Source organism: Actinomadura sp. NPDC000929, from assembly GCF_040492065.1.
Lineage (GTDB): Bacteria > Actinomycetota > Actinomycetes > Streptosporangiales > Streptosporangiaceae > Spirillospora > Spirillospora verrucosospora.
Map to the genome: position 1 here is coordinate 21,369 of NZ_JBEUPA010000059.1, position 20,989 is coordinate 42,357.

The 20,989-nt window shown below is 73.8% G+C and carries 24 protein-coding genes; 9 read left to right on the forward strand and 15 right to left on the reverse strand.

What is annotated here, in order from left to right:
- Positions 1 to 102: 102 nt before the first annotated feature.
- Positions 103 to 303 carry a hypothetical protein gene (locus ABWI04_RS21300; protein WP_353833522.1) on the forward strand — a complete coding sequence of 67 codons (201 nt, stop codon included), beginning with the start codon at positions 103 to 105 and terminating at the stop codon, positions 301 to 303.
- Positions 304 to 433: 130 nt separating this feature from the next.
- On the opposite strand, the gene ABWI04_RS21305 is transcribed toward ABWI04_RS21300, so the two are convergent.
- Positions 434 to 889, reverse strand: a complete 456-nt coding sequence (locus ABWI04_RS21305; protein WP_345185250.1) for a MarR family winged helix-turn-helix transcriptional regulator — start codon at positions 887 to 889, stop codon at positions 434 to 436.
- A gap of 95 nt (positions 890 to 984) precedes the next feature.
- Here ABWI04_RS21305 and ABWI04_RS21310 point away from each other — a divergent pair, with 95 nt between their 5' ends.
- Both ABWI04_RS21310 and ABWI04_RS21315 read left to right on the forward strand, forming a co-directional pair.
- Positions 985 to 1,164, forward strand: a complete 180-nt coding sequence (locus ABWI04_RS21310) for a hypothetical protein (protein ID WP_345185247.1) — start codon at positions 985 to 987, stop codon at positions 1,162 to 1,164.
- A gap of 11 nt (positions 1,165 to 1,175) precedes the next feature.
- Positions 1,176 to 1,373: a hypothetical protein gene (locus ABWI04_RS21315; protein WP_345185244.1), complete on the forward strand. Its 198-nt coding sequence runs from the start codon at positions 1,176 to 1,178 to the stop codon at positions 1,371 to 1,373.
- A gap of 28 nt (positions 1,374 to 1,401) precedes the next feature.
- Here the strand turns inward: ABWI04_RS21315 and ABWI04_RS21320 are convergent, their stop codons facing one another.
- The 3 genes from ABWI04_RS21320 to ABWI04_RS21330 all read right to left on the reverse strand — a co-directional run bounded on the left by ABWI04_RS21320 (position 1,402) and on the right by ABWI04_RS21330 (position 2,430).
- The gene (locus ABWI04_RS21320; RefSeq protein WP_345185242.1) at positions 1,402 to 1,896 is read right to left on the reverse strand and encodes a DinB family protein; all 495 of its coding nucleotides are present in this window, start codon (positions 1,894 to 1,896) and stop codon (positions 1,402 to 1,404) included.
- Between the two features lie 112 nt (positions 1,897 to 2,008).
- Positions 2,009 to 2,263, reverse strand: a complete 255-nt coding sequence (locus tag ABWI04_RS21325; protein ID WP_353833523.1) for a winged helix-turn-helix transcriptional regulator — start codon at positions 2,261 to 2,263, stop codon at positions 2,009 to 2,011.
- Positions 2,264 to 2,268: 5 nt separating this feature from the next.
- Positions 2,269 to 2,430: a hypothetical protein gene (locus ABWI04_RS21330; protein WP_353833524.1), complete on the reverse strand. Its 162-nt coding sequence runs from the start codon at positions 2,428 to 2,430 to the stop codon at positions 2,269 to 2,271.
- On the opposite strand from ABWI04_RS21330, the gene ABWI04_RS21335 reads away from it, so the two are divergent.
- Positions 2,422 to 2,832, forward strand: coding sequence for an aldo/keto reductase (locus ABWI04_RS21335; RefSeq protein ID WP_353833534.1), 411 nt, complete (start codon positions 2,422 to 2,424; stop codon positions 2,830 to 2,832). The genes ABWI04_RS21330 and ABWI04_RS21335 overlap by 9 nt on opposite strands.
- Before the next feature lie 24 nt (positions 2,833 to 2,856).
- Here ABWI04_RS21335 and abc-f read toward each other — a convergent pair whose 3' ends face one another.
- Complete coding sequence (gene abc-f, locus ABWI04_RS21340; RefSeq protein WP_353833535.1) at positions 2,857 to 4,491, reverse strand: ribosomal protection-like ABC-F family protein; 1,635 nt, start codon at positions 4,489 to 4,491, stop codon at positions 2,857 to 2,859.
- A gap of 41 nt (positions 4,492 to 4,532) precedes the next feature.
- Positions 4,533 to 5,354, reverse strand: a complete 822-nt coding sequence (locus tag ABWI04_RS21345) for an SDR family NAD(P)-dependent oxidoreductase (RefSeq protein WP_353833525.1) — start codon at positions 5,352 to 5,354, stop codon at positions 4,533 to 4,535.
- Between the two features lie 117 nt (positions 5,355 to 5,471).
- Here ABWI04_RS21345 and ABWI04_RS21350 point away from each other — a divergent pair, with 117 nt between their 5' ends.
- From ABWI04_RS21350 to ABWI04_RS21365, 4 genes are all read left to right on the forward strand, one after another.
- On the forward strand, positions 5,472 to 6,065 hold the full coding sequence (locus tag ABWI04_RS21350; RefSeq protein ID WP_345185231.1) for a TetR/AcrR family transcriptional regulator: 594 nt from the start codon (positions 5,472 to 5,474) through the stop codon (positions 6,063 to 6,065).
- A gap of 62 nt (positions 6,066 to 6,127) precedes the next feature.
- Positions 6,128 to 9,313 carry a DUF4132 domain-containing protein gene (locus ABWI04_RS21355; RefSeq protein WP_353833526.1) on the forward strand — a complete coding sequence of 1,062 codons (3,186 nt, stop codon included), beginning with the start codon at positions 6,128 to 6,130 and terminating at the stop codon, positions 9,311 to 9,313.
- Between the two features lie 119 nt (positions 9,314 to 9,432).
- Positions 9,433 to 10,644 (forward strand): AI-2E family transporter, encoded by a 1,212-nt coding sequence (locus ABWI04_RS21360; protein ID WP_345185226.1) that lies wholly within the window; start codon positions 9,433 to 9,435, stop codon positions 10,642 to 10,644.
- 131 nt (positions 10,645 to 10,775) lie between these two features.
- Positions 10,776 to 12,614, forward strand: a complete 1,839-nt coding sequence (locus tag ABWI04_RS21365; RefSeq protein ID WP_353833527.1) for a glycoside hydrolase family 3 protein — start codon at positions 10,776 to 10,778, stop codon at positions 12,612 to 12,614.
- Positions 12,615 to 12,711: 97 nt separating this feature from the next.
- Here the strand turns inward: ABWI04_RS21365 and ABWI04_RS21370 are convergent, their stop codons facing one another.
- A complete protein-coding gene (locus ABWI04_RS21370) occupies positions 12,712 to 13,752 on the reverse strand; it encodes an alpha/beta hydrolase (protein ID WP_353833528.1) in 1,041 nt (346 codons plus the stop codon).
- Positions 13,753 to 13,882: 130 nt separating this feature from the next.
- On the reverse strand, positions 13,883 to 14,647 hold the full coding sequence (locus tag ABWI04_RS21375) for an alpha/beta fold hydrolase (RefSeq protein ID WP_353833529.1): 765 nt from the start codon (positions 14,645 to 14,647) through the stop codon (positions 13,883 to 13,885).
- 81 nt (positions 14,648 to 14,728) lie between these two features.
- Here ABWI04_RS21375 and ABWI04_RS21380 point away from each other — a divergent pair, with 81 nt between their 5' ends.
- Positions 14,729 to 15,691 (forward strand): helix-turn-helix transcriptional regulator, encoded by a 963-nt coding sequence (locus ABWI04_RS21380; RefSeq protein ID WP_345185212.1) that lies wholly within the window; start codon positions 14,729 to 14,731, stop codon positions 15,689 to 15,691.
- Between the two features lie 22 nt (positions 15,692 to 15,713).
- Here ABWI04_RS21380 and ABWI04_RS21385 read toward each other — a convergent pair whose 3' ends face one another.
- The 7 genes from ABWI04_RS21385 to ABWI04_RS21415 all read right to left on the reverse strand — a co-directional run.
- Positions 15,714 to 16,283 (reverse strand): GNAT family N-acetyltransferase, encoded by a 570-nt coding sequence (locus ABWI04_RS21385; protein ID WP_345185210.1) that lies wholly within the window; start codon positions 16,281 to 16,283, stop codon positions 15,714 to 15,716.
- An 81-nt stretch (positions 16,284 to 16,364) separates the two neighbouring features.
- Complete coding sequence (locus ABWI04_RS21390; protein ID WP_353833530.1) at positions 16,365 to 17,381, reverse strand: YihY/virulence factor BrkB family protein; 1,017 nt, start codon at positions 17,379 to 17,381, stop codon at positions 16,365 to 16,367.
- Positions 17,382 to 17,389: 8 nt separating this feature from the next.
- Entirely contained in the window at positions 17,390 to 17,800 is a 411-nt protein-coding gene (locus tag ABWI04_RS21395) for a DUF3618 domain-containing protein (protein WP_345185204.1), read from the reverse strand.
- The gene (locus ABWI04_RS21400) at positions 17,797 to 18,282 is read right to left on the reverse strand and encodes a phage holin family protein (protein WP_353833531.1); all 486 of its coding nucleotides are present in this window, start codon (positions 18,280 to 18,282) and stop codon (positions 17,797 to 17,799) included. The genes ABWI04_RS21395 and ABWI04_RS21400 overlap by 4 nt, the downstream gene beginning before the upstream one ends.
- Before the next feature lie 132 nt (positions 18,283 to 18,414).
- On the reverse strand, positions 18,415 to 19,539 hold the full coding sequence (locus tag ABWI04_RS21405; protein ID WP_345185200.1) for an AAA family ATPase: 1,125 nt from the start codon (positions 19,537 to 19,539) through the stop codon (positions 18,415 to 18,417).
- Positions 19,526 to 20,311: an RNA ligase family protein gene (locus tag ABWI04_RS21410; RefSeq protein ID WP_345185198.1), complete on the reverse strand. Its 786-nt coding sequence runs from the start codon at positions 20,309 to 20,311 to the stop codon at positions 19,526 to 19,528. The genes ABWI04_RS21405 and ABWI04_RS21410 overlap by 14 nt, the downstream gene beginning before the upstream one ends.
- Positions 20,312 to 20,320: 9 nt before the next feature.
- Positions 20,321 to 20,989, reverse strand: a 669-nt coding sequence (locus tag ABWI04_RS21415) for an MFS transporter (protein WP_353833532.1), incomplete at its 5' end; no start/stop codon positions are given.

Sequence of the window (20,989 nt, forward strand, 5' to 3'; positions counted from 1 at the left end):
CGATGCCACCGGCGGGACGTCGGGTCAGCTGCTTGAATTGGGGACGGTCGGATGAACCGACATTCCGACCCTGAGGTGCGAGCTGACCAGTCTGGAGAACGGATGTCCCACGACGAACCGCTGCGCGCCGTCTTCATGCCGGCTCTGGTGGCGGTGCTGCGTGCGGCTGAGCAGGAGAAGAACGCGCCGCTGACGGAAGCGGAGGTGCTCGCCGTCCGCGACAACGCGGTATGTATGACCGTCCCGCTCAGCGTCGCGCACGGCCTTGACCGGTCCCGGGGGGTACCCCGACATCTCGCCTGAGGATTGCTGGAAAGAGTGGCGGTCCTTCAGGGGGCAGATCACGGCTGAGTGAGCCCGGATCGGCCGGTGCCCGCCGGGGGACTGACCTGACGGATCCGCCGCGGCCGCGCACAGCCCGCGGTGTGCGGCTCTAGTCCTGCTCGCCGGCGGCGGCGATGACGCGGGTCAGGGTGCCGTGGAGGTCCCGCAACTCGTCCATGCTCATGCCCAGGCGCTCCATGATGGTGGCGGGGATCTTCTCGGCCCGCTCCCGCAGGGCCTGCCCGGCGGGGGTGACCGTGACCGCCAGCAGGCGCTCGTCGCGGCTGTCGCGCTCGCGGCGGATGAGGTCGGCGGCCTCCAGCCGCTTGAGCAGGGGCGACAGGGTGCCGGGGTCGAGCTGGAGCAGGGCGCCGAGTTCCTTGACCGACAGCTGCCGGTGCTCCCACAGCGCCAGCATCACCAGGTACTGCGGATGGGTCAGCCCCATCGGCTCCAGGATCGGCCGGTAGTGCGCCAGCACGGTGCGCGAGGCCACCACCAGGGCGAAGCACACCTGGTTCTCCAGTGCCAGCGGGTTGGCGATGTCGCGCAGATCACTGGCCACGAGTCCTCCAGAGGGATGTCTTCGGGGGCACCTGCCAGTTATAAAGAGTACAGCAATGGTTTGTGTACCAACTGTTGGTAGGCAATGGAGGTGTCGTGTTCCGCCGAGCCCCGCTGGAAGAGCGCATCGCCCAGCGTCAGGCCGAGCTCGCGCCGGTGCGCGAGCGCGGACAGCTCGGGCACCCCACCGCGCGGTACCTGTTCATCGCCCTGCTGGCGCTGACCGTCGCCGGTCACGTCATCGGCGGCGTCCTGTTCGCCATCCTGGCGCACTGAAGGAGAGGCCGATGGCCATCAAGCGACCGTCCTTCCTGCCCTCCATCGACGAGCTGGAGCAGCAGGCCCTGAGGAACTCCGACCGGCGCGGCCCGCGCGGCTCCCAGTTCGATCACCCCGTGGCCAAGAACCTGCTCATCGTCGCGCTGGTGGTGACCGTCGCCGCGCACGTCATCGGCGGGGTGCTGTTCGCGATCCTGGCGCTGTGAGCCGCGGTGCGACGGCGCCGGCGGGGCGTCAGCGCCCGGTCGCGCCGTCGATCTGCTCGCGGAGGATGTCGGCGTGGCCCGCGTGCCGGCCGGTCTCCTCGATCATGTGGACCAGCGCCCAGCGGACGCTGGGGGCGGGACGTCCCGGCCGGGGAACGGGCGCGCCGAGGTCGGCGCACCCGTCGAGCACCTCGTTGGCGCGTTCGACGGCCTCCCGGTAGCGGGCCACGATCTCGTCCACGCCGTCCGAGGCCGCGGCCCGGAACGTCGCCTGCCAGTCGGCGACCTCCTCCCCGAGGAACATCGACCGTTCGACGAAGGTCAGGTGGTTGAGCAGGCCCAGCAGGTTCGTGCCCGAGGGCACCGCGGCCGCCCGCACCCGCGGCTCGGGCGCGCCCTCGACCTTCGCGGCGACCGAGGCCCGCAGGTAGTCGAGGAATCCGCGCAGGGTCTCGGCCTCGCCGCCTCCGGTGCGGGGCGGCGGGGTGTCGCGGCGGCGGGCGCGGCGCGTGGTGCTGGGCACGGTGATCTCCTTCTTCGCCGGGGCGGCGGGCCCGCGGTGGGCCCGCCGCCAGTCTCGGCAGGGGCGCCGCGACTCGGCACGAAACCTTGCGGTTCCGGCAAACAGCGGGCGGTCAGGAGGGGCGGGTGTCGTAGACCTCGCGGTTCTCGAGGACCTGGGTCATGTGCGTCTGCGCCCAGGCCCTGAGCCCGCGCGTCATGTGGTGCAGCGAGAGGCCGAGATCGGTCAGCCCGTAGGACACGGTGACAGGAACGGTGGGCGTGACGGTACGGGTGACCAGACCATCGCGCTCCAGCGACCGTAGCGTCTGGGTCAGCATCTTCTGGCTGACCCCGGCCACAAGGCGGGAGATCTCGGAGTAACGCATCGCTTTCAGAGCGTCCGCGTGCGTTCCGTCGGGCCGGCCAGGACCGTTGTCGCCGCCCAGCGCGCACCAACCTCCGGCTCGGCGACGCCGAAGGCCCCCGGCCCGGCTCGCTCGCCGAGGCGTTCGGCGCGCTCGCCGAACTCCAGCGGGAGGGCCTGATCCGCCATCTCGGCGTCAGCAACGCCACCGAGGAGCAGGTCACCGAGGCGAGGGGCATCGCGCCGATCGTGTGCGTGCAGAACATGTACAACCTCGCCCACCGCCACGACGACGCGCTCATCGACCGGCTCGCCGCCGACGGTGTCGCGTACGTGCCCTTCTTCCCCCTCGGAGGCTTCACCCCGCTTCAGTCCTCGGCGCTCTCGGCGGTCGCCGCCCGGCTGAAGACGGCGCCGATGTCCGTCGCACTGGCCTGGCTGCTGCGGCGATCACCGAACCTCCTGCTCATCCCCGGCACGTCATCGACGGCGCACCTGCGCGAGAACGTCGCCGGCGCGGGACTCTCCCTCTCTCCCGAGGACCTGGCCGAGCTGGACGAGATCGGAGCGGGGTCGGCTCCCGCGAACTGAGCCGGACCGCTCGTCCGGCAGGGCCTAGCCGACCGGTGAGGCCAGGCGTCCTTCGGCCAGTTCGAGACGGGCGCCGGTGAACGCGGCGCGCAGGCGCCGGTCGTGCGTGACCACCACGAGCGCGCCCCGGTAGGAGGCCAGCGCCTCCTCCAGCTGCTCCGTGAGCATGGGCGACAGGTGGTTGGTCGGCTCGTCGAGCAGCAGCAGGTCCCGGGGCTCGCTCACCAGCCGCGCCAGCTCGACCCGGCGCCGCTGCCCATGGGACAGCTCCCCGAGGCGAAGGCCCAGGTCCGACGACCGGAACAGGCCCAGGGCGAGAAGGGCGTCCGCGTACTCGTCGGGAGTGCCCGGACGTCCGTGCGCGTAGGCCTGGAGCACGGTCCGGTGCCCCGCGCCGACCGGCCCGTCCTGCCGGAGGAACCCGACCCGTCCGGTCCGGCGCACCTCGCCCGCGTCCGGGCGCAGTTCTCCGGCGATGACCCGCATCAGGGTGGTCTTGCCCGCTCCGTTCGGGCCGGTGACGAGAAGCCGCTCACCGGCGCGGACGGTCAGGGACTCCAGGCGGAGCCGCCCCGGCACCACCACGCCGTCGAGCGCGACCACCTCGCCCCCGGCCGCGCTCGGGGCGGCGGGGACGGCGGTGAAGCGCAGCGGCTCGGGCGGGGGCGCCGCGGGGTGGTCGGCGAGCCACCGCAGCCGCTGCCGGGACTGCCGGATGCGCCCGGCGGCGCCGTGGGTGCGCGAGCGCGCCCGCCAGGCGCCGGTGCCCATGCCCGCCTTGGCCGTCCTGCGCGGGATCTCGGCGAGCCGGCCCGCGTTGGCGGACACCAGCGCGGCATGCCGGTCCAGCTCCGTCCTCCATTCCTCGTGGGCCCGCGCCTGCGCGGCGCGTTCGGCGGCCTTGGCGGTGAGGAAGCCGGCGTACCCGTCGCCGTAGCGGCGCGCCCGCCCTCCGTCGACCTCCACGACGGCGGTGGTCACCCGCTCCAGGAACATGCGGTCGTGCGTGATCGCCACGACCGTGCCCCGGTGGGCGCGCAGGCGCCGTTCGAGCCAGGCCGTGGCCTGGTCGTCCAGGTCGTTGGTCGGCTCGTCGAGCAGCAGCAGCTCGGGGGAGGACGCCAGCGTGGCGGCGAGGGCGAGCCTGGAGCGCTCGCCGCCGGACAGCGTGCCGAGCGGGCGGCCCCGGTCGAGTCCGGGCAGCCCGAGCCCGTGCAGCGCGAGGTCCACGCGGACGTCGGCCTCGTAGCCGTCCCGCGCCTCGAACTCCGCCACCAGTTCCGCGTAGGCGTCCAGGCTCGCCCGCTCGGGCGAGCCCGGTGCGCCGAGCGAGCGTTCGGCGGCGCGCATCCGGGCTTCGAGATCGCGCAGGCCGGCCAGCGCCAGGTCGACGGCGTCGGCGACGGTGGCCTCCGGCGGAAGCGCGAGCGACTGCGGCAGGTATCCGATCCCGCCGGGCGCGACGGCCACGACCTCGCCGCCGTCCGGACGCTCGACGCCCGCCATGAGCTTGAGCAGCGTGGACTTGCCGGACCCGTTGTCGCCGATGACGCCGAGCCGCTCGCCGGGCCTGACGGTGAGCGAGACGCGGTCCAGGACGGCGCGGGTCCCGTAGCGTTTGGTGATCTGGTCGAGGGAGAGTTGGGCAGGGGCGCGCAGAGCGCCACCTCCTTCCGGTCGGTGCGGGCGGGGATCGGGAGTCAGCCTGGGGCCTTGCGGCTGAGGTGCTCCCAGGCCCGGTACTGCTCGGTGCGTTCCCGGTCCATCTGCTGGACCATGTCGTAGGAGGCGGAGCCGACGATCAGCCGCAGCGGCGGTTCGTCCAGACCGGCGAGCTCCATGACCACCGGGGCCGCGGTGCTCGGGTCGGGTCCGGCGTCATCGCCCCACATCTCGGCCAACGTGACGCGCAGCGGCTCGTACTCAGGGAGCGGCCGCGTGGCGGTGGTGCCCCGCGTGAACAGCTCCGTGCCGTACCCGCCGGGCTGCACGATCGTCACCTTGATCCCGAAGGGCGCCACCTCCATCGCCAGGGCCTGGCTCAGCGAGTCGAGCGCGCTCTTGCTCCCCGCGTAGAACCCGGCGGACGCGATCCCGCCGCCCGTCCCCATCGTGGTGACCTGCAGGATGTGGCCGGATCCCTGCCTGCGCAGGTGCGGCACCACGGCCTGGGCCACCCAGACCGCGCCGAAGAAGTTGACGTCGAACTGGTCGCGGATCTGCTCCTCGGTGGCCTCCTCCACCATGCCGAACAGCATGGCGCCGGCGTTGTTCACCACGACGTCCAGCCGCCCGAAGGCCGCCGCCGCCCGATCCACCACCGTCCGCACGGCGGCGCGGTCGCGGACGTCCAGCGGCAGCAGGACGAGGCGGTCCGGATGGCCGGCGGCCAGGCCGTCGAGAGGGGAGAGGTCGCGCGCGGCCGCCACGACGCGGTCCCCGGCGGAGAGCGCCGCCTCGGTGAAGGCCCGGCCCAGGCCTCTCGACGCACCGGTGATGAACCATACGCGGGCGGTCGTCATGCACCCCTCCTCGATCACAAGAGACGAGACGGTTCGTCTCGTCTTGGCGAGTATGGGGGCGGGCCGCCTCGTTGTCAAGACGGACCGTCTCGTCTCGTTAGGGGTATACTCCCGGCCGTGTCCAGTACCAGAACACCCGATCCCGCACGGCGCAGCGAGCGGTCCCGGCAGGCCGTCCTGGCCGCCGCGCGCGAACTGGTCTCCGAAGTCGGGTACCCCAAGGTGACGATCGAGGCCATCGCCGCGCGGGCGGGCGTCGGCAAGCAGACCATCTACCGCTGGTGGCCGTCCAAGGGCGCGGTGGTCTTCGAGGGGTTCCTCGCGCTGAGTGAGGGGGAGGAGGGTGTCCGGCTGCCCGACACCGGCGACGTCGAGGCCGATCTGAAGACCGTCATGCGCGCGACGGTCGCCGAGTTCGCCGACCCGCGGTTCGAGGCGCCTCTCCGCGCGCTGAACACGCAGATCATCGAGGACCCCGAGCTGGCCGCCCTGTACCGCGAGAAGCTGGCCGACCCCCTCGACCGGGCCAAGAAGGAACGGCTGCGCAGTGCCCAGCGGGCGGGCCAGCTGCGCGCGGACGCCGACCTCGACCTGGTGCTGGAGGTGCTGTACGCCCCGCTCACCCAGCGCTGGCTGCACCGGTCGGGGCCGCTCACCCCCGAGTACGCCGACGCGCTCGTCGACGCCGCCCTCCGCGCCTTCGCCCCCTGATCGGCGTCGGAGCGGCGATGGGCGCCCAGGCCTGTCGGAGCCGGGTCCTACGGTGAGGCGCCATGGACGAGGAGACGTTGGTCATTCCGGCGGCGTGGCGGCGCAGGCTGCATCCGCGGCGGGGCGGCACGCCCGGCACCGCGCTCAGACTCGACCCGGCGGCGGGCGACGCGCTCGCCGGGAAGATCCGCGCGCAGTCGGCCGACATCGACGACGTGCTCCGCACTCCTCAGAGCGAACCCGCACTCGTCGCGGCGGCCCGGCGGTATCTGAGCGGCGGTGACGACCCGCTCGGCGCCGCGGTCGTCGGGCAGATCGCCGTCCGCAAGGAGCCCTGGAAGAAGGATCCCCACACCTGGCTCGTGGACGCGTGGTGCGCCGAGCGCGGGGCCGCGTTCGCCGCCGCCGCCGTCACCGGTCTCATCAAGGCCGAGCCCACGTGGCGGTGGATCGAGAACGGTGAGCGGAGCGAGGCGTGGATCCGGCTGCGGGATCCGCAGGAGCAGTACGGCCATTGGTGGGTGACGCGCGGTGCGCTGCTCCGGATGCGGGCCGTTCTCGCAGCCGCGGATGACGCCGAGTACGAGCGAGCCGTCGCGCGCATGGGGGAGTGCCGCGACAACGCCCTGCTCCGCTCCGTCACCGCCTACCTCGCGCCCACCCGCCAAGACTGGGTCGAGGAGTCTCTGGCCGAACTCGGCGCCCTCCCGGCCCACATGTACTCCTGGATGTTGTGGTGCTCCGTCGCCTCCCCGGCTCAGCTGGCCCGCCTCGGCGACCTGGGCTGGCAGGCGGGGAACGCCGAACTGGTGACCACCGCCGTGGACGGCGTGGGCGCGGCCCTCGCGCCGCTGCTGGTGCACGCCTACGACACCGTGTCCAGCGCGAAGGTCCGCAGGAACACCGCCGAGGCGCTGGCGGCCCTGCCCACCGACGAGGCGTTCCAGGCCCTGGTGGAGCGCGCCGACCAAGACCGCGTCAGGCCCGCGCTGGCGGCTGCGGCGGAACGGTTCCCCGCGCGGGCGGCGCGGCTGCTGAGCGACGCGGCGGCGGGCGCCGGCAAGCCCGCCAAGGTCGCCGCCGAACTTCTGGAGGAACGCCTGCTCACCCGCGAGGGGAAAGCACGCCGGGCGCGCGTCCCCGACGCGCCGGCGCGGGAACTGCCCGCATGCTTGGCCGACCCGCCCTGGAGCCGCCGCCCCCGCGAAGACCGCACCGTGGTGATCGAGGGTCTGGTGCCGCCCGACGTCGACGCCGTCCGCTGGGCGCGCGGCGAACGCGAGTCGTGGTCCGCCTCCGGCATGCGGCGGAACCAGGACGACTGGGCCGCCAGGATCCTGGACCACAAGGCGGGGCGGCTCGCCTACTGGCAGACGCTGGAGCTGTTCTCCGAGGGCCCCGAGGAACTGGTGCGGCCCCTGTTCGCCGAGTGGGCCGCCGGCGACCCGCCCCTCACCTGGCACAAGAAGCAGATCGCGGCCCGCTACGAACTGGACGCCGTCCCACTGCTGATCAAGACCGCCGCGGACGCGCCCGCCTCCGACGGCGAAGTCCTGCTGCCCTTCCTCACCCCGGACGTCGCCGCGCTCATGGCGGACTGGGCGCTGCGGCTGAAGTCGGCGCGGCCCGTCGCGCACGCCTGGTTCGCCCGCCACCGGATCGCCGCCGCGCTGCTCCTCGTCCCCGCCGCGCTGGGCCCGGCCGGACGGAAGCGCGGCGCGGCCCGGCTCGCGCTCCTGCACATCGCCGGGAACGAGGGCGCGGACGCGGTCGCCGAGGCCGCCCGCGTCCACGGCGACCGCGCCGCCGCCGCGATCGCCGACCTGATGACCGCCGACCCGCTCGACCTCGTCCCGCCGCGCCCCCCGACGATCGGCGGCTGGGCCGACCCGGCGCTGCTGCCGCAGATCCTGACCGTCCGGCGCGACCGGGCGCTTCCGGCCGCCGCGACGCGCGCGCTGCTGCTCACGCTCGCGCTGGAGGTCCCCGGCGGCGGGCGCCCCGACCTCGCCGAGGTGCGGAGCGCCTGCGACCCCGAGTCGCTCGCCGCCTTCTCCTGGGCGGTGTTCGAACGGTGGGAGGCGGCCGGGCACCCGGCCAGGGACGGCTGGGCCCTCACCCAGCTCGGCCTGCTCGGCGGCGACGAGGCCGCCCGCCGCCTCACCCCGCTGATCCGCGAGTGGCCCGGCCGGAGCCGCCACAAGAACGCCGCCGCCGGCCTGGACGTCCTCGCCGAGATCGGCAGCGACGTCGCCCTCATGCACCTGCACGGCATCTCCCAGAAACTGCGGTTCAAGACCCTCAGGGAACGCGCCCGCCAGAAGATCGACCAGATCGCCGACGGGCTCGGGCTCACCCAGGACGAACTCGCCGACCGCCTCGTGCCCGACCTCGGGCTCGACTCCGCGAGCGCCCTCGTCCTGGACTACGGGCCCCGGCGCTTCACCGTCGGCTTCGACGAGCTGCTCCGGCCCTACGTCCTGGACGACACGGGCAGACCACGCAAGACCCTGCCCAAGCCAGGCGCCAAGGACGACCCTGACCTGGCGCCCGCCGCCTACAAGCGGTTCGCGGCGCTGCGCAAGGACGTGCGCGCCGTGGCGGCCGGGCAGGTGCGCAGGCTGGAGACCGCCATGGTCCAGCGGCGTGAGTGGACCGCGCCCGACTTCCAGCGGCTCCTGGCCGGCCACCCGCTGCTGCGCCACATCGTCCGGCGGCTGGTGTGGCTCACCGGCGACGGCACGGCCTTCCGGGTCGCCGAGGACGGAACGCTCGCCGACTGCGCCGACGACGTCCTCGTCCTGGACGACGCCGCCCACGTCCGCGTCGCGCACCGCCTCGACCTGCCCGCGCGTGACCTGGCCGCCTGGGCGCAGGTGTTCGCCGACTACGAGATCGCCCAGCCGTTCCCGCAGCTGGACCGCCCCCTGCACGCCCTCACCGAGGACGAACGCCGGACCGGGCACCTGGCCCGCTTCGACGGCGCCGAGGTCCCGCTCGGGCGGCTGCTGCGCCTGGAGCACGACGGCTGGGAGCACGAGATGCCCGCCGACGCGGGCATCGTCTGCGGGATGTCGCGCACGCTGCCCGGCGGAGCCACCGCCTGGCTCGGCTTCGAGCCCGCGGTCGCGATCGGCCACCGGGACCCCGACCAGATCGTCACGATCGGCGTCCACGTGACCGGCGCCCTCGACGCCGTCCAGGCCAGCGAACTCCTCACCGAACTGACCGCGGTCACCGAGAAATGACGGCGCGCCGGCATGAGCGGGGGGCCTGGGCGCGCCGGGGCTGAAATCCCGGCAAAGCTTGCCCATGCCGCGGTGCGGGACGCCCGGAATGCCCGCCCGGACGCCGTTAACGTGCAGGAATGCCGCAGACGCCCGGCGAGCCGCCCGGCGCCACGCCCGCCCACGAACCGGCCGCCGACCCTCCCCACGACCCCGCCGCCGACCACGACGCCGAGCCCGCCGCGCAGCGGTCGCGCCAGATGCCGCCGTGGCTGCCCCGGGCGTTCGCGCTCGCCGGCGGGAGCGTGCTGGCGTTCCTGGCGGGCCTGTGGCTGCTGGAGCGGCTGCGCGGACTGCTGCTGCTCCTGCTGATCTCGCTGTTCCTGGCCTTCGCGATCGAGCCGGCGGTGAACTGGCTCGCCGCGCGCGGATGGCGCCGCGGCGTGGCCACGGCGGCGATGTTCGCGGTCGTGGGGCTGCTGCTGGCCGGGTTCCTCGGCGGCATCGGATCGCTGCTGGCGGCCCAGGCCAACCATCTGATCAGCGGATTCCCCGGCTACGTCCGCCGGTTCGTCGGATGGGTGAACGCCACCTTCGGCACCCACCTGTCCCAGCGCACCGTCTTCCAGCGGCTCCCCACCGTCACCGACGCGCTGTCGCGGCACCTGTCGGACCTCGCCGCGAACGTGTGGGGCTTCGGCACGACCGCGGTCGGCGTCGTCTTCAACGCCCTCGGCGTCCTGCTGTTCACCTTCTACCTGTCCGCCGAGGGCCCCCGGTTCCGCCGGACGGTCTGCTCCCTGCTGCCTCCGCGACGCCAGCGCGAGGTCCTGCGCGCCTGGGAGATCGCCGTCGACAAGACCGGCGGCTACATCTACTCCCGGGGACTGCTCGCCCTCATCTCCGGCATCGCCCACTACGCCGCCATGGCCGGGCTGGGCGTCCCGTACGCGGCGGCCCTGGCGCTATGGGTGGGCGTGGTCTCGCAGTTCATCCCCGCCGTCGGCACCTACCTCGCCGGCGCCGTGCCGGTGCTCATCGCCCTGACCAAGTCGCCCAGCACGGCCCTGTGGCTCCTGCTGTTCATCATCGCCTACCAGCAGTTCGAGAACTACCTGCTGCAGCCGCGCATCACCGCCCGGACCCTCGACATGCACCCGGCGGTGGCGTTCGGGCTCATCCTGGCCGGCGCCGCCGTCGGCGGGCCCATCGGGGTGCTGCTGGCGATCCCGTTCGGCGCCAGCCTCCAGGCGTTCGCCGGCGCGTACGTGCGCCGCTACGAGGTGGAGGAGCACCCCCTGACCAAGCCGGACGCGCCCCCCGGCCGCTGGTGGCGGTGGCTGCGGCGCTGACGCTTTACCGGATCGGGGCCGCGTCCTGGACGGATCGTCGAGCATTGCCGTGGACGGGAGCCGCCCGCCGCGGTTACCGTGCCGGGAGGAACCTTGATCATCAGCCAGCTCGGGGGCGGGAGGGAGCCGTCATGTACCGTCCCCGCACGCGCCGCCGCCGGTGGCTCGCCGGCCTCGCGGCCGGAGCCGTCGCGGTGACCGGCCTCGGCGGCGTGGACGCGTCCGCCGCGCAGGCCGCGCCGCACGCCGGCAAGGATCCGCGGCTGATGCGGATCCTGCGGTCGATGTCGCTGCAGGACAAGGCCGCGCAGCTGTTCGTCCTGCAGGTCTACGGCAAGAGCGCCACCACGGCGGAACCCGCCGACGTCGCCGCCAACCGCAGGCTGTACGGGGTCGACAACGCCGCGCAGGTCGTCGCCCGCTACCACCCCGGCGGCTTCATCTACTACGGCGACAACGTCACCGACCCGAAGCAGCTCGCCGCGTTCTCCAACGGCATCCAGCGCGCCGCCGCGGCGCAGCCGCTGCGCGTCCCCGCCACGATCGCCATCGACCAGGAGGGCGGCATCGTCGCGCGCGTCCAGCCGCCCGCGACGCAGTCGCCCGGCAGCATGGCCCTGGCCGCCGGGCGCAGCACCGGCGACGCCCGCGCGCTCGCCCGCATCACCGGGAGCGAACTGCGCGCCGTCGGCGTCAACCAGGACTACGCGCCCGACGCCGACGTCAACGTCAACCCGGCCAACCCCGTCATCGGCGTCCGGTCCTTCGGCTCCGACCCCGCCCTGGTGTCGGACATGGTGACCGCGCAGATCGGCGGCTACCGGGCCGGCGGAGTCACCCCGACCGTCAAGCACTTCCCCGGGCACGGCGACACCACCACCGACAGCCACACCGGCGTCCCGCACATCGACCACACGCGCGCCGAATGGGAGCGGCTCGACCTGCCCCCGTTCCGCGCCGCGATCAAGCAGCGCGTCGACTCCATCATGACCGCGCACATCGTCGTGCCGTCGCTGGACCCCTCCGGCGACCCCGCCACCCTCTCGCGGCCCATCCTCACCGGCATCCTGCGCGACCGCCTCCACTACCGCGGCGTGGTCGTGACCGACGCCCTGGACATGCAGGGCGTCCGCGACAAGTACGGCGACGAGAACATCCCCGTCCTGGCCCTGAAGGCCGGCGTGGACGTCCTGCTGAAGCCGCCCGCCGACGCGCAGGGCAACGGCGTGTTCCCCCGCCAGCTCGCCGCCGTCGTCAACGCCGTCAAGTCCGGCGAGCTGACCGAGAAGCGCATCGACGAGTCGGTCTACCGGGTGCTGGAGCTCAAGCAGCGGCGCGGCCTGTTCCGCGACCCCTACGCCGACGAGTCGAGGATCGGCCAGGTCGTCGGGACCCCCGAGCACCTGGCCGCCGCGCAGCGCGCCGCCGACCGCACCACCACCCTGGTCAAGAACGGCGCCGGCATCCTGCCCCTGCGCCCCGGCGGACGCAAGGTCCTGGTCACCGGATGGGGCGTGTCCACCACCGCGTCCCTCGGCACCGAGATCGCCCGCCGCGGCGCCGTCACCACCATCCGGCAGACCGGCCTCAGCCCCGGCCAGGCCCAGATCGACGAGGCCGTGGCCGCCGCCCGGGACCAGGACCTGGTCGTCGCCGTCACCAACCGCGCCTGGGACGTCAAGCAGGAGCCCGGCCACAACGGGCCCGGGCAGAGCGACCTCGTCAAGGCGCTCCTCGCCACCGGCAGACCGGTCGTCGTCGTCGCCGTCCGCGACCCCTACGACATCGCCTGGTTCCCCGAGGTCACGACCTACCTGGCGACCTACTCCTACACCGCCGAGGCGCTGCGGTCGGCCGCCAAGGTCCTGTTCGGCGAGCTCGACCCGCGCGGGCGGCTGCCCGTCGCCGTCCCCGCCCGCGACGAGCCGGGCACCGTCCTCTACCCGTTCGGGCACGGCCTGGGCTACTGACCCCCCGGACCGGGCCGCACGCGCGGCGGCCCGGTTCCGAGGCGGCAGCCGCAGCCGCACCGGAACCGGGCCGGGTTCGTTCCAAGGGGCGCCCGCGTCACACCTTGCGCGCGCCGATCGACTTCATCAGCGTCGGCCACACCGCGCTCGCCTCCCGCACCCACGCCGGCCAGTTGTGCCGGCCGTCGCCGTAGATGTGGGCGGTGTAGGGGATGTTCAGCTGGTCCAGGCGCTTCTGGAAGTCCCGGTTGTTCGCGCCGACCGCGATCTCGCTGAGCAGGCCGATGTCCCACGGCGCCACGTCGGGGTCGCCGGGGCCGGGGCGCCCGGTCGTGCCCGCGGAGAAGAACAGGCCGGTGCCGCGCAGCTTGGGCGCCAGCGAGTACGGGTCGTGCGCCGCCCAGTTGGCGTCGTCGGACCACGGGACGCCCCAGATCGCGAACGGGTCCTGGCCGTTGCCCGCGTTGGTGAACATCAGCAGCGCCGGCATCCCGATCGAGCGCATCGACAGGATCCCGCTCAGCGACGCCGCGTACTTGAACATCCCCGGGTGCCGCGCCGCGTAGGACATCGCCCCGGCGCCGCCGGAGGAGTTGCCGATCACCGCGCGCAGCGCGCCCGCGTGGTAGTTGCGCTCCATCAGCTGGCGCACCTCGGCGGTGTGGAACGTCTCCCACTTGGGCGTCCCGCCCTTGCCGTAGTTGTACCAGTCGGTGTACGAGCCGTTGTCGCCCTCCGGCATGACGACGATGACGTTGTACTTGGCGGCCCACGCCTCGATGTCGGTGTTGCGCGTCCAGGAGGTGTAGTCGTCCTGGCCGCCGTGGTAGGCGTACAGCACCGGCCACGTCGCCGTCGAGTTCCGCGTCCAGTTCTTCGGCAGCAGGATGCGGGTCTTGACCGCCCTGCCGAGGGCGGGGGAGTCGATGGCGACGTCGACCTCTCGGGAGGCGATCTTCTTCTCCGCGGTGATGCGCGCCCCGTCGTCCGCCCGGACGGGCCCCGCGAGCGCCTGGGCGGGGCCGGCGCCGACCGCGCCGAGGCCGGCCGCCAGGACGACCGTGATCGCCCCGGAGGCCAGCGAGCGCCGCCAGGCCACCCGGTGCGGTCGGCGGCGGACGGTCGGTGTCGTGTGCAAGGCTCACCTCGCGGATCAGGCCCGACCCCCGCGGCCGCGCGACTTCCGCAGAGTGTCCTCGCCCCGGCCGAAATGATCTACGCGGGCGGGTTACAAGATTTCCCGGCGCGGCTGTGGAGAAGTGAGTGATTCAGGCCCCGTCGGCGGCGGCCCCGGCCAGCAGCGCGGCCAGATCGCGGGGCCGGGAGAACATCGGCCAGTGCCCGGTCGGCAGCTCGTGGTAGGTCCAGCCGGGCCCGGTCATCATCGAGAAGACCGGGTGGCCGCCCTCGCCCATCTGCTTGACCGCGGCCAGCGGGATCGTGGAGGCGATGAGCGTGCGGGGCGTGGCCGGCACCGGGTCGGGGCGGGTGAGCGCCTGCGTCACGGTGCCGAACGGCTGGGGCGTCCCGCGCTCGCGCATCGCGGCCAGGTGCTCGCCGGTCAGGCCCGCGAGGTTGGCCGGATCCTGCTCCGGATCGAACGCCGGCACCGGGAGCTTCCAGCCGTCGCCGCGCTCGGCGACGGCCTTCTCCAGTTCCGCGCGCGAGGCGGGGTCGTGGAAGTCGATGCCGGCCAGGCCGGACGGCATGGGGCCGGTGTCGACGTAGACGACCCGGGCGATGCGCTCGGGGATCCGGTCGGCCGCGCCGGTGACCGCCATGTTCGCGCCGCTGTGCGCGACGAGCACGACCCCGGTCGGATCGTCGTCCTCGATGAGCCGCACCAGGTCGTCGACCTGCCCGCCGACGTCGGTCCCGGGCGCGGCTTCGGCGGCCCGCTCGGCCTGCCCGGCCGGCGTCACCGCGCGCACCTCGTGGCCCGCGGCCCGCAGGTCCGCCGCCACCTCGTCCCACGCCCAGGCGCCGAGCCAGTGCCCCGGGACCAGTACGAACGTCGCCTTGCCAGCTGCCATGTTCAGCCGTCCTCTCGGTGGATGTGATCCCACGCTAGGGTCGATACCGGACAAGAACCGCCCGGATTGAGCGAGTGACCCGTGCCACACCCCGCGCCGTCCCATCCGACGACCCGCGTCCTGGCCATGCTGGAACTGCTGCAGGCCAACCCCCGCATGAGCGGGACGGAACTGGCGCGGCGGCTCGGCGTGGACGAGCGGACCGTCCGCCGCTACGCCGCCCGCCTGGACGATCTCGGCGTCCCGGTCGTCGCCGAGCGCGGCCGGTACGGCGGCTACCGGCTCATGCCCGGCTACAAGCTGCCGCCGCTCATGCTCACCGACGACGAGGCCACCGCCGTGGTGCTGGGGCTGCTGGCCGGACGGCGGGTGGGGCTGCCCGGCCAGGCCACCGAGAGCGCGCTCGCCAAGGTGCAGCGCGTCCTGCCCGCGACCCTGCGCGACCGCGTCCAGGCGCTGCGGGACACGCTCGGGTTCACCCTCGCCGCCCGGGACTCCGCCGCGCCCGACACCGGCGCCGTCCTGACGCTCGCGGCGGCGGCGCGGGAGAAGCGCCGGGTCCGCATGCGCTACCGGTCCTGGCAGGGAGCCGAGACCGAGCGCGACCTCGACCCCTACGGCCTGGTCTTCCACTCCGGACGCTGGTACGTCACCGGCCACGACCACCGCAGCGGGGAGATCCGCACGTTCCGCGTCGACCGCGTCGCCGCCGCCGAGCCCGGCACCGCCCGCTTCGAGCCCCCCGACGACCTCGACCCGGTCCAGCACGTCACCCGGTCACTGGCGCGCGTGCCCTACGCCCACGAGGTCGAGGTGCTGCTGGAGACGACCCTCGGCGAGGCGCGGCGCCGGATCCCCGCCACGACGGCGACGCTGACCGAGGCCGCCGGGGGAGTGGTGATGACCACGCGCGCCGAACGCCTGGACGGGATGGCGCGCATGCTGGCGGGGCTCGGCTTCCCGTTCGTCATCCGGCGGCCCGAGGAACTGCGCGGCCATGTCCGCGACCTGGCCCGGTCCCTGGAAGAGCAGGCCGGGCGGTGACCGCCGCCCCGGCGGGGGCCGGTCAGGACCTGCCGGCGCGGGCGTCCCACTCGCGGCGGAGCATCGCGTAGACGACCTCGTCGCTCCACTCGCCCTTCACGATCTCGTTCTGCACCAGGTGCGCCTCACGGCGCATCCCGAGGCGCTCCAGAACGCGGGCGGACGCGGCGTTGCGGCCGTCCAGCCGCCCGCAGACGCGGTGCAGGTCGAGCCCCTCGAAGCCCAGCCGCAGCACCACCTCGGCGGCCTCGGTGGCGAACCCCTTGCCGTGGTAGGCGGGGTTGAAGATGTAACCGATCTCGCCCTGCCGATGCTCGCGGCTGCGCCACTGGAGGTTGACCTCGCCGATCAGTTCGCCCGTCTCGCGCCACTCCACCGCCAGGACCAGCCAGTCGCCTTCCTTCTCCACGGTGGAGGCGCTCATCTTCTGCTTCAGGAACGACCGCGACTCCTCCAGGGAGCGGGGTTCCCAGTACAGGAAGCGCGCGACCTCGGGCAGGGACTGGTAGGCGTACAGGCCCTCCAGGTCGGTTTCGCGGAACGGCCGCAGGGTCAGCCGCTCTGTCTCGATCGGGTAGGCGGGACGGAGCATGCGATGATCCTATTCAGGGGGTTCGGTCTTGTGCGACCCGTAATTCCCCGGTAGCGCACGCCCGTCCCGCCGTCCCGCGGCCTACAGCCGGTGCGCCCCGTGCCGGTCGTCGGCTTCGTTCTCGGCGCCGCCCTCGGCACCGTCCTCGACGCCGTTCTCGCGGCGCTCCTCCTCGTCGAACGCGCGGGTGTCGCGGAACTCGACGTACGGCTCCTCCTTGGGGGGCTGCCCGCCGGCGATGGCGCGGCTGCGTTCGAGTTCGGCGTCCAGCTCGGCGCCCAGCAGGATCGCCAGGTTCGTGATCCACAGCCACACCAGGAAGATGATGATCGCGGCGAGGCTGCCGTAGGTCTTGTTGTAGGAGGCGAAGTTCGCCACGTACACCGCGAACAGCCCGGAGGCCACCAGCCACAGCAGGATCGCCAGCGCGCTGCCCGGCGTGACCCAGCGGAAACCGCGCTTGGCGTTCGGGGAGGCCCAGTACAGCAGCGAGAACAGGAAGCCGACCACCACCACCAGGATCGGCCACTTGGCGATGCCCCAGATGGTGACCGCCTGCGAGCCGACCCCGAGCATGTCGCCGGCCTTGCGGGCCAGCGGCCCGGACACCACCACCGCGATCACCGACGCCGACAGCAGCACCAGCGTCAGCAGCGTGACCCCGATGCGCAGCGGCACCGTCTTCCAGAACGGGCGGCCCTCGGGGACGTCGTAGACGGCGTTGGAGGCGCGCATGAACGCCCCGACGTAGCCCGACGCCGACCACACGGCGGCCGCGAGGCTCAGCACCGCGACGACGCCCGCTCCTCCGGCGCCCCCCTCCAGTTGCCTGATCGAGTTGACGAGCAGGTCACGGACGGCGCCCGGCGCCAGGCTCCCGACGTTCTGGACGAGGCTGTCGGTGGCCGACTGGCCGGCCAGGCCCACCAGCGACACCACCACCAGGATCGCCGGGAAGATCGACAGGATGGAGTAGTAGGTGAGCGCGGCGGCCCAGTCCGAGAGGTTGTCCTTCTGGAACTCGCCGAGGGTGCGCTTGAGCGTCTGCCACCACGACCGCGCGGGCAGGTCGGTGGGCGCTTCGGGCCGTTTGCTCATGTGCGTCCTCACCGGCGGGTGCGGTGTACCGTGACGGCGCGCTTCTGGCCGGTGCGCATCCGCACCTGCACCGGCGCCTTGCGGCCGCGTCCCAGCCGCAGCTGGGGCCTGCTCCGCGAGGTGCGGCGACGGCGCAGCCAGACCGCGCCCAGCGCGACCGCCCCGGCCGACGCGATGACGACGCCGCCCTGGCGCGCCCTCGCCTTGCCCTCCTCCGAACTCGCGGCCTCCCACGCGGACGCCGCCGTGTCGCGCGCCCTCTCGCGGGCCTGCCCGACCTTCTCCCGCGCCATGGCCTTCACGTCGGCCTTGGCCGCGAGCTGCTCCACCGTCTCACCGAGCTCGTGCCGGGCCCGGTCGACCTCCTGACGCAGTTCCTCGGTGCCCGCCTCGGCGCCGTGCTTGCCCTGCATCGTCATCGGTGCGTCGCCCTCTCCTTCAGTTCGGCCACGGCCAGCTTGGCCTCGTCCATGGCCTGCTCGGGCTTGGCCGGGGTGGCCCGCCTGGTCTGCGCCCGGCCCATCAGCGCCAGGACGCCCGCCACCGCCAGCAGCACCGCGCCGACGATCAGGGCGGCCGCCCACACCGGCAGCGCCACCGCGATCGCGGCCACGACCGCCGCGAGCAGGACCCCCACCCCGTAGAGCGCCACCAGCCCGGCGCCGCCGAACAGGCCCGCTCCGGTGCCGGCGTGGCGGCCCTTGTCCTTCAGTTCGGCCACGGCCAGGCGCATCTCGGCCCGCATCAGGTCCGAGACCTGCTGGGCGGCCTGCCGGACCAGCTCGCCCGTGCCCGCCTCGTGGTGCTCGGCCCGGAACTCCGGTGCGCGTCCGACGTCCTGCCGGTGCACGCCCGTCGTCCCGGCCTGGCCGTCGCCGTGTTGCTGCCGCACGATGCTCATGCCTCCAGGCCCCCTCCATGTTTCGAAACCTGGAAAAGGGCGTTCCCCGTGCGCATGGGCTAAACGTGGCGGTAGCCCGACACGCGGTGACCGGGCGGGGCCCGAGCGGGCCGGACGGCTCCGCCGGGCGGCTCAGGCCGTGCTGAGCCAGTCGACCCGGTGCGCCTCGGTCGGGTCGGGGGTCTCCCACCGCCGCACGAGCCGGTCGATCACCGCGTCCGGGACGGGCGAGGGGCGCTCCCGGTTGCGGCCCCGCAGGACCCGCGGCGGCGCCTCCAGCGCGACGATCTCGACCCGGCCCCGGTACCCGGCGACGAGGCCGGTGCACAGCTCGCGCTGCTGGCGGGACACGTTGGTGGCGTTCCACACGAACGACCGCCCGGCGCGCAGGTGGTCGCGGGCCTGCTCATGGGCGGCGGACGCCACGGCACGCTGGTCGCCTGCCGGGTCGACGCCCATCTCGGCGCGGAGCCGGTCGAGGCTGACCACGGGCACATCCGGCCGGTGCGCGGCGATCCAGTGGTCCTTGCCGACGCCCGGCAGCCCCGACAGGACGGTCACGGTGCAGCGCGTGTCGTCGTAGGCGGCGTAGCCGGGGTCGCGGTCGGGCTTGCGGAAGAACCAGAACCGCGCGTGGTCGGAGGGGAACGCGCGCGGCCCGTCCAGGCAGTCCTGCTCGGCGCAGTACTCCCCGTACAGGGCGACGTTCTCCAGGAGCTCCTCGGTGTCGGGGCAGATCCGGCCGAGGATGTCGGCGGACGCCAGCAGGACCAGGTCGTCGTTGCGGGCCAGCAGGCTGACGCGGAACGCGATCTGCCGCAGGTCGGGGCGCTCCAGGGCCCAGAACGGCACCTGGTGGTGGCGGATCAGCGCCGCCACGTGCTCGCGCCAGGCGACCGGCGCGCCCAGTTCCCACAGGATGCGCCGCACCATCAGGTCGCCGCGGCGCGAGTGGCCCCGCGCGGTGATGCGCCCGTCGTCGTCCAGGGCGGTGCAGTGCGGCTTGGCGATGTCGTGCATCAGCACGGCGGTGAACAGGCGGACCCGCTCCCGCGCCGGGCGGGCGCGCCACTGCGGCAGCGCCGCCAGCGCTTCGCACGCCATCCGGGTGTGGGTCTCGACGTCGCCTTCACCGTGGTAGACGGCGTCCTGGGGAACGCCCGCCATGTCGCGCACCCAGCCGAAGGCGTCCCGGATCCGCTCCCACGGGACGGTCCAGTGCGGCGGTGCCGGGCACAGTTCCTCAAACACCCGCATACAGCACCTCCGGGTCGGCCAGGCCGTTGGCGACGATCGGCCGCTCCTGCCAGTGGGTGCCCGAATCGAGGATCGCGGTCAGGAAGCTCGGCCGGACCCACTTGTAGCGGTCCACCGTGTTCCCGTCCTCCTCCACCTTGATGTAGAGGCCCTCCATCTCCTCGGAGGCGTCGGTCTCCTCGACGACGCGGGCGGGGTCGGCGCCGCCGGCCTCGGCCGCCGCGCGCAACGCGTCCCGCCACTGCGGGGTGCGGCAGGTGGAGGGGCCGGCCAGTTTCGTCAGCGCGGCCACGTCCGGCAGCGGGCCCTCGTGCAGGACGGGCACCGACACCACCGGCGTCCCGGCGAGCAGCTCGCGGCGCCGCTCGGTCGACAGGAACGTCCCGTCGGTCTGGTCGAGGACGTCGAACTCGCAGAAGTAGTGGGGGAGCGCGTCGTAGAAGACCGTGTGCTTGGCGTACAGCCATTCCCCGTACAGGACGTACCGGTCCTGCAGGCGCTCGCGGAGGACGTGCTGGACCGACGCCGCCCACGCCTTCAGCGGCCCGAACTGGCGCTCGCGCGGCCCGCCCGTCAGGTAGTGGCCGCGGCTCTGCAGCCGCAGCTCGCCGCCGGAGGAGAAGCTGATGCCGGCGTTGGCGCCGTCGAGCTTCTCCTCCACCACCAGGTACCGCCCGGCGATCGCCCGGAACGGCACGGCGGCCAGGTCGTGGTCGCCCGGTTGGAGCCGGGAGCCCGCGATGTGCCGGGTCCGGGGGTACTTGCGCAGCATGCGACTGTTCTAGGGCTGGACCGCCGGTCCTGCCAACCGGTTTTCCGTCCGCCCGCGGGCCGGGACGACGCGGACGAGGGCCAGCGCGGACAGCCACAGCGCCACGCTCGCCCAGGCCAGCACGTGCAGGCCGGCGGCGAAATCCGGGTGGAGCGCCGGACCGGCGACCGCCCCGTAGACGGCCACGCCGAGCGCCGTCCCGACCTGCCGGGCGGTGTTGTTGAACCCGCCGGCCAGCCCGGCGTGCGCCGGGGGGACGGCGCGCATCGCGGCGGCGACCACCGCGGTGACGATCAGGCCGTCCCCGATCCCGATGCCGAGCAGCGCCGGGAGCAGCGCCGCGTAGCCTCCGCCGGGACCGGCGCCGAGCAGCGACAGGGATCCGGCCGCGGCTACGGCGGCGCCCGCGGCGAGCGGCACCCGCGGTCCGAACCGGGCGGTGAGGCGCCCGCTCACCGGGGCCAGCACCGCCAGCGGCACGGCCATCGGCAGCAGCATCGCCCCGGCGACCAGCGCGGAGCGGTCCCCGGCCTGCTGGAGCCGCAGCGTCGCCACGAACAGCACCCCGTTGGTGACCAGGTTCATGATGAGCGCGATGGCGCCGGCGCCTGGCAGAGCGCCATGACCGGGAAGACCGCGCCGCTGTGGGTCGGCGTCGCCGAGATGACCGACTACTAC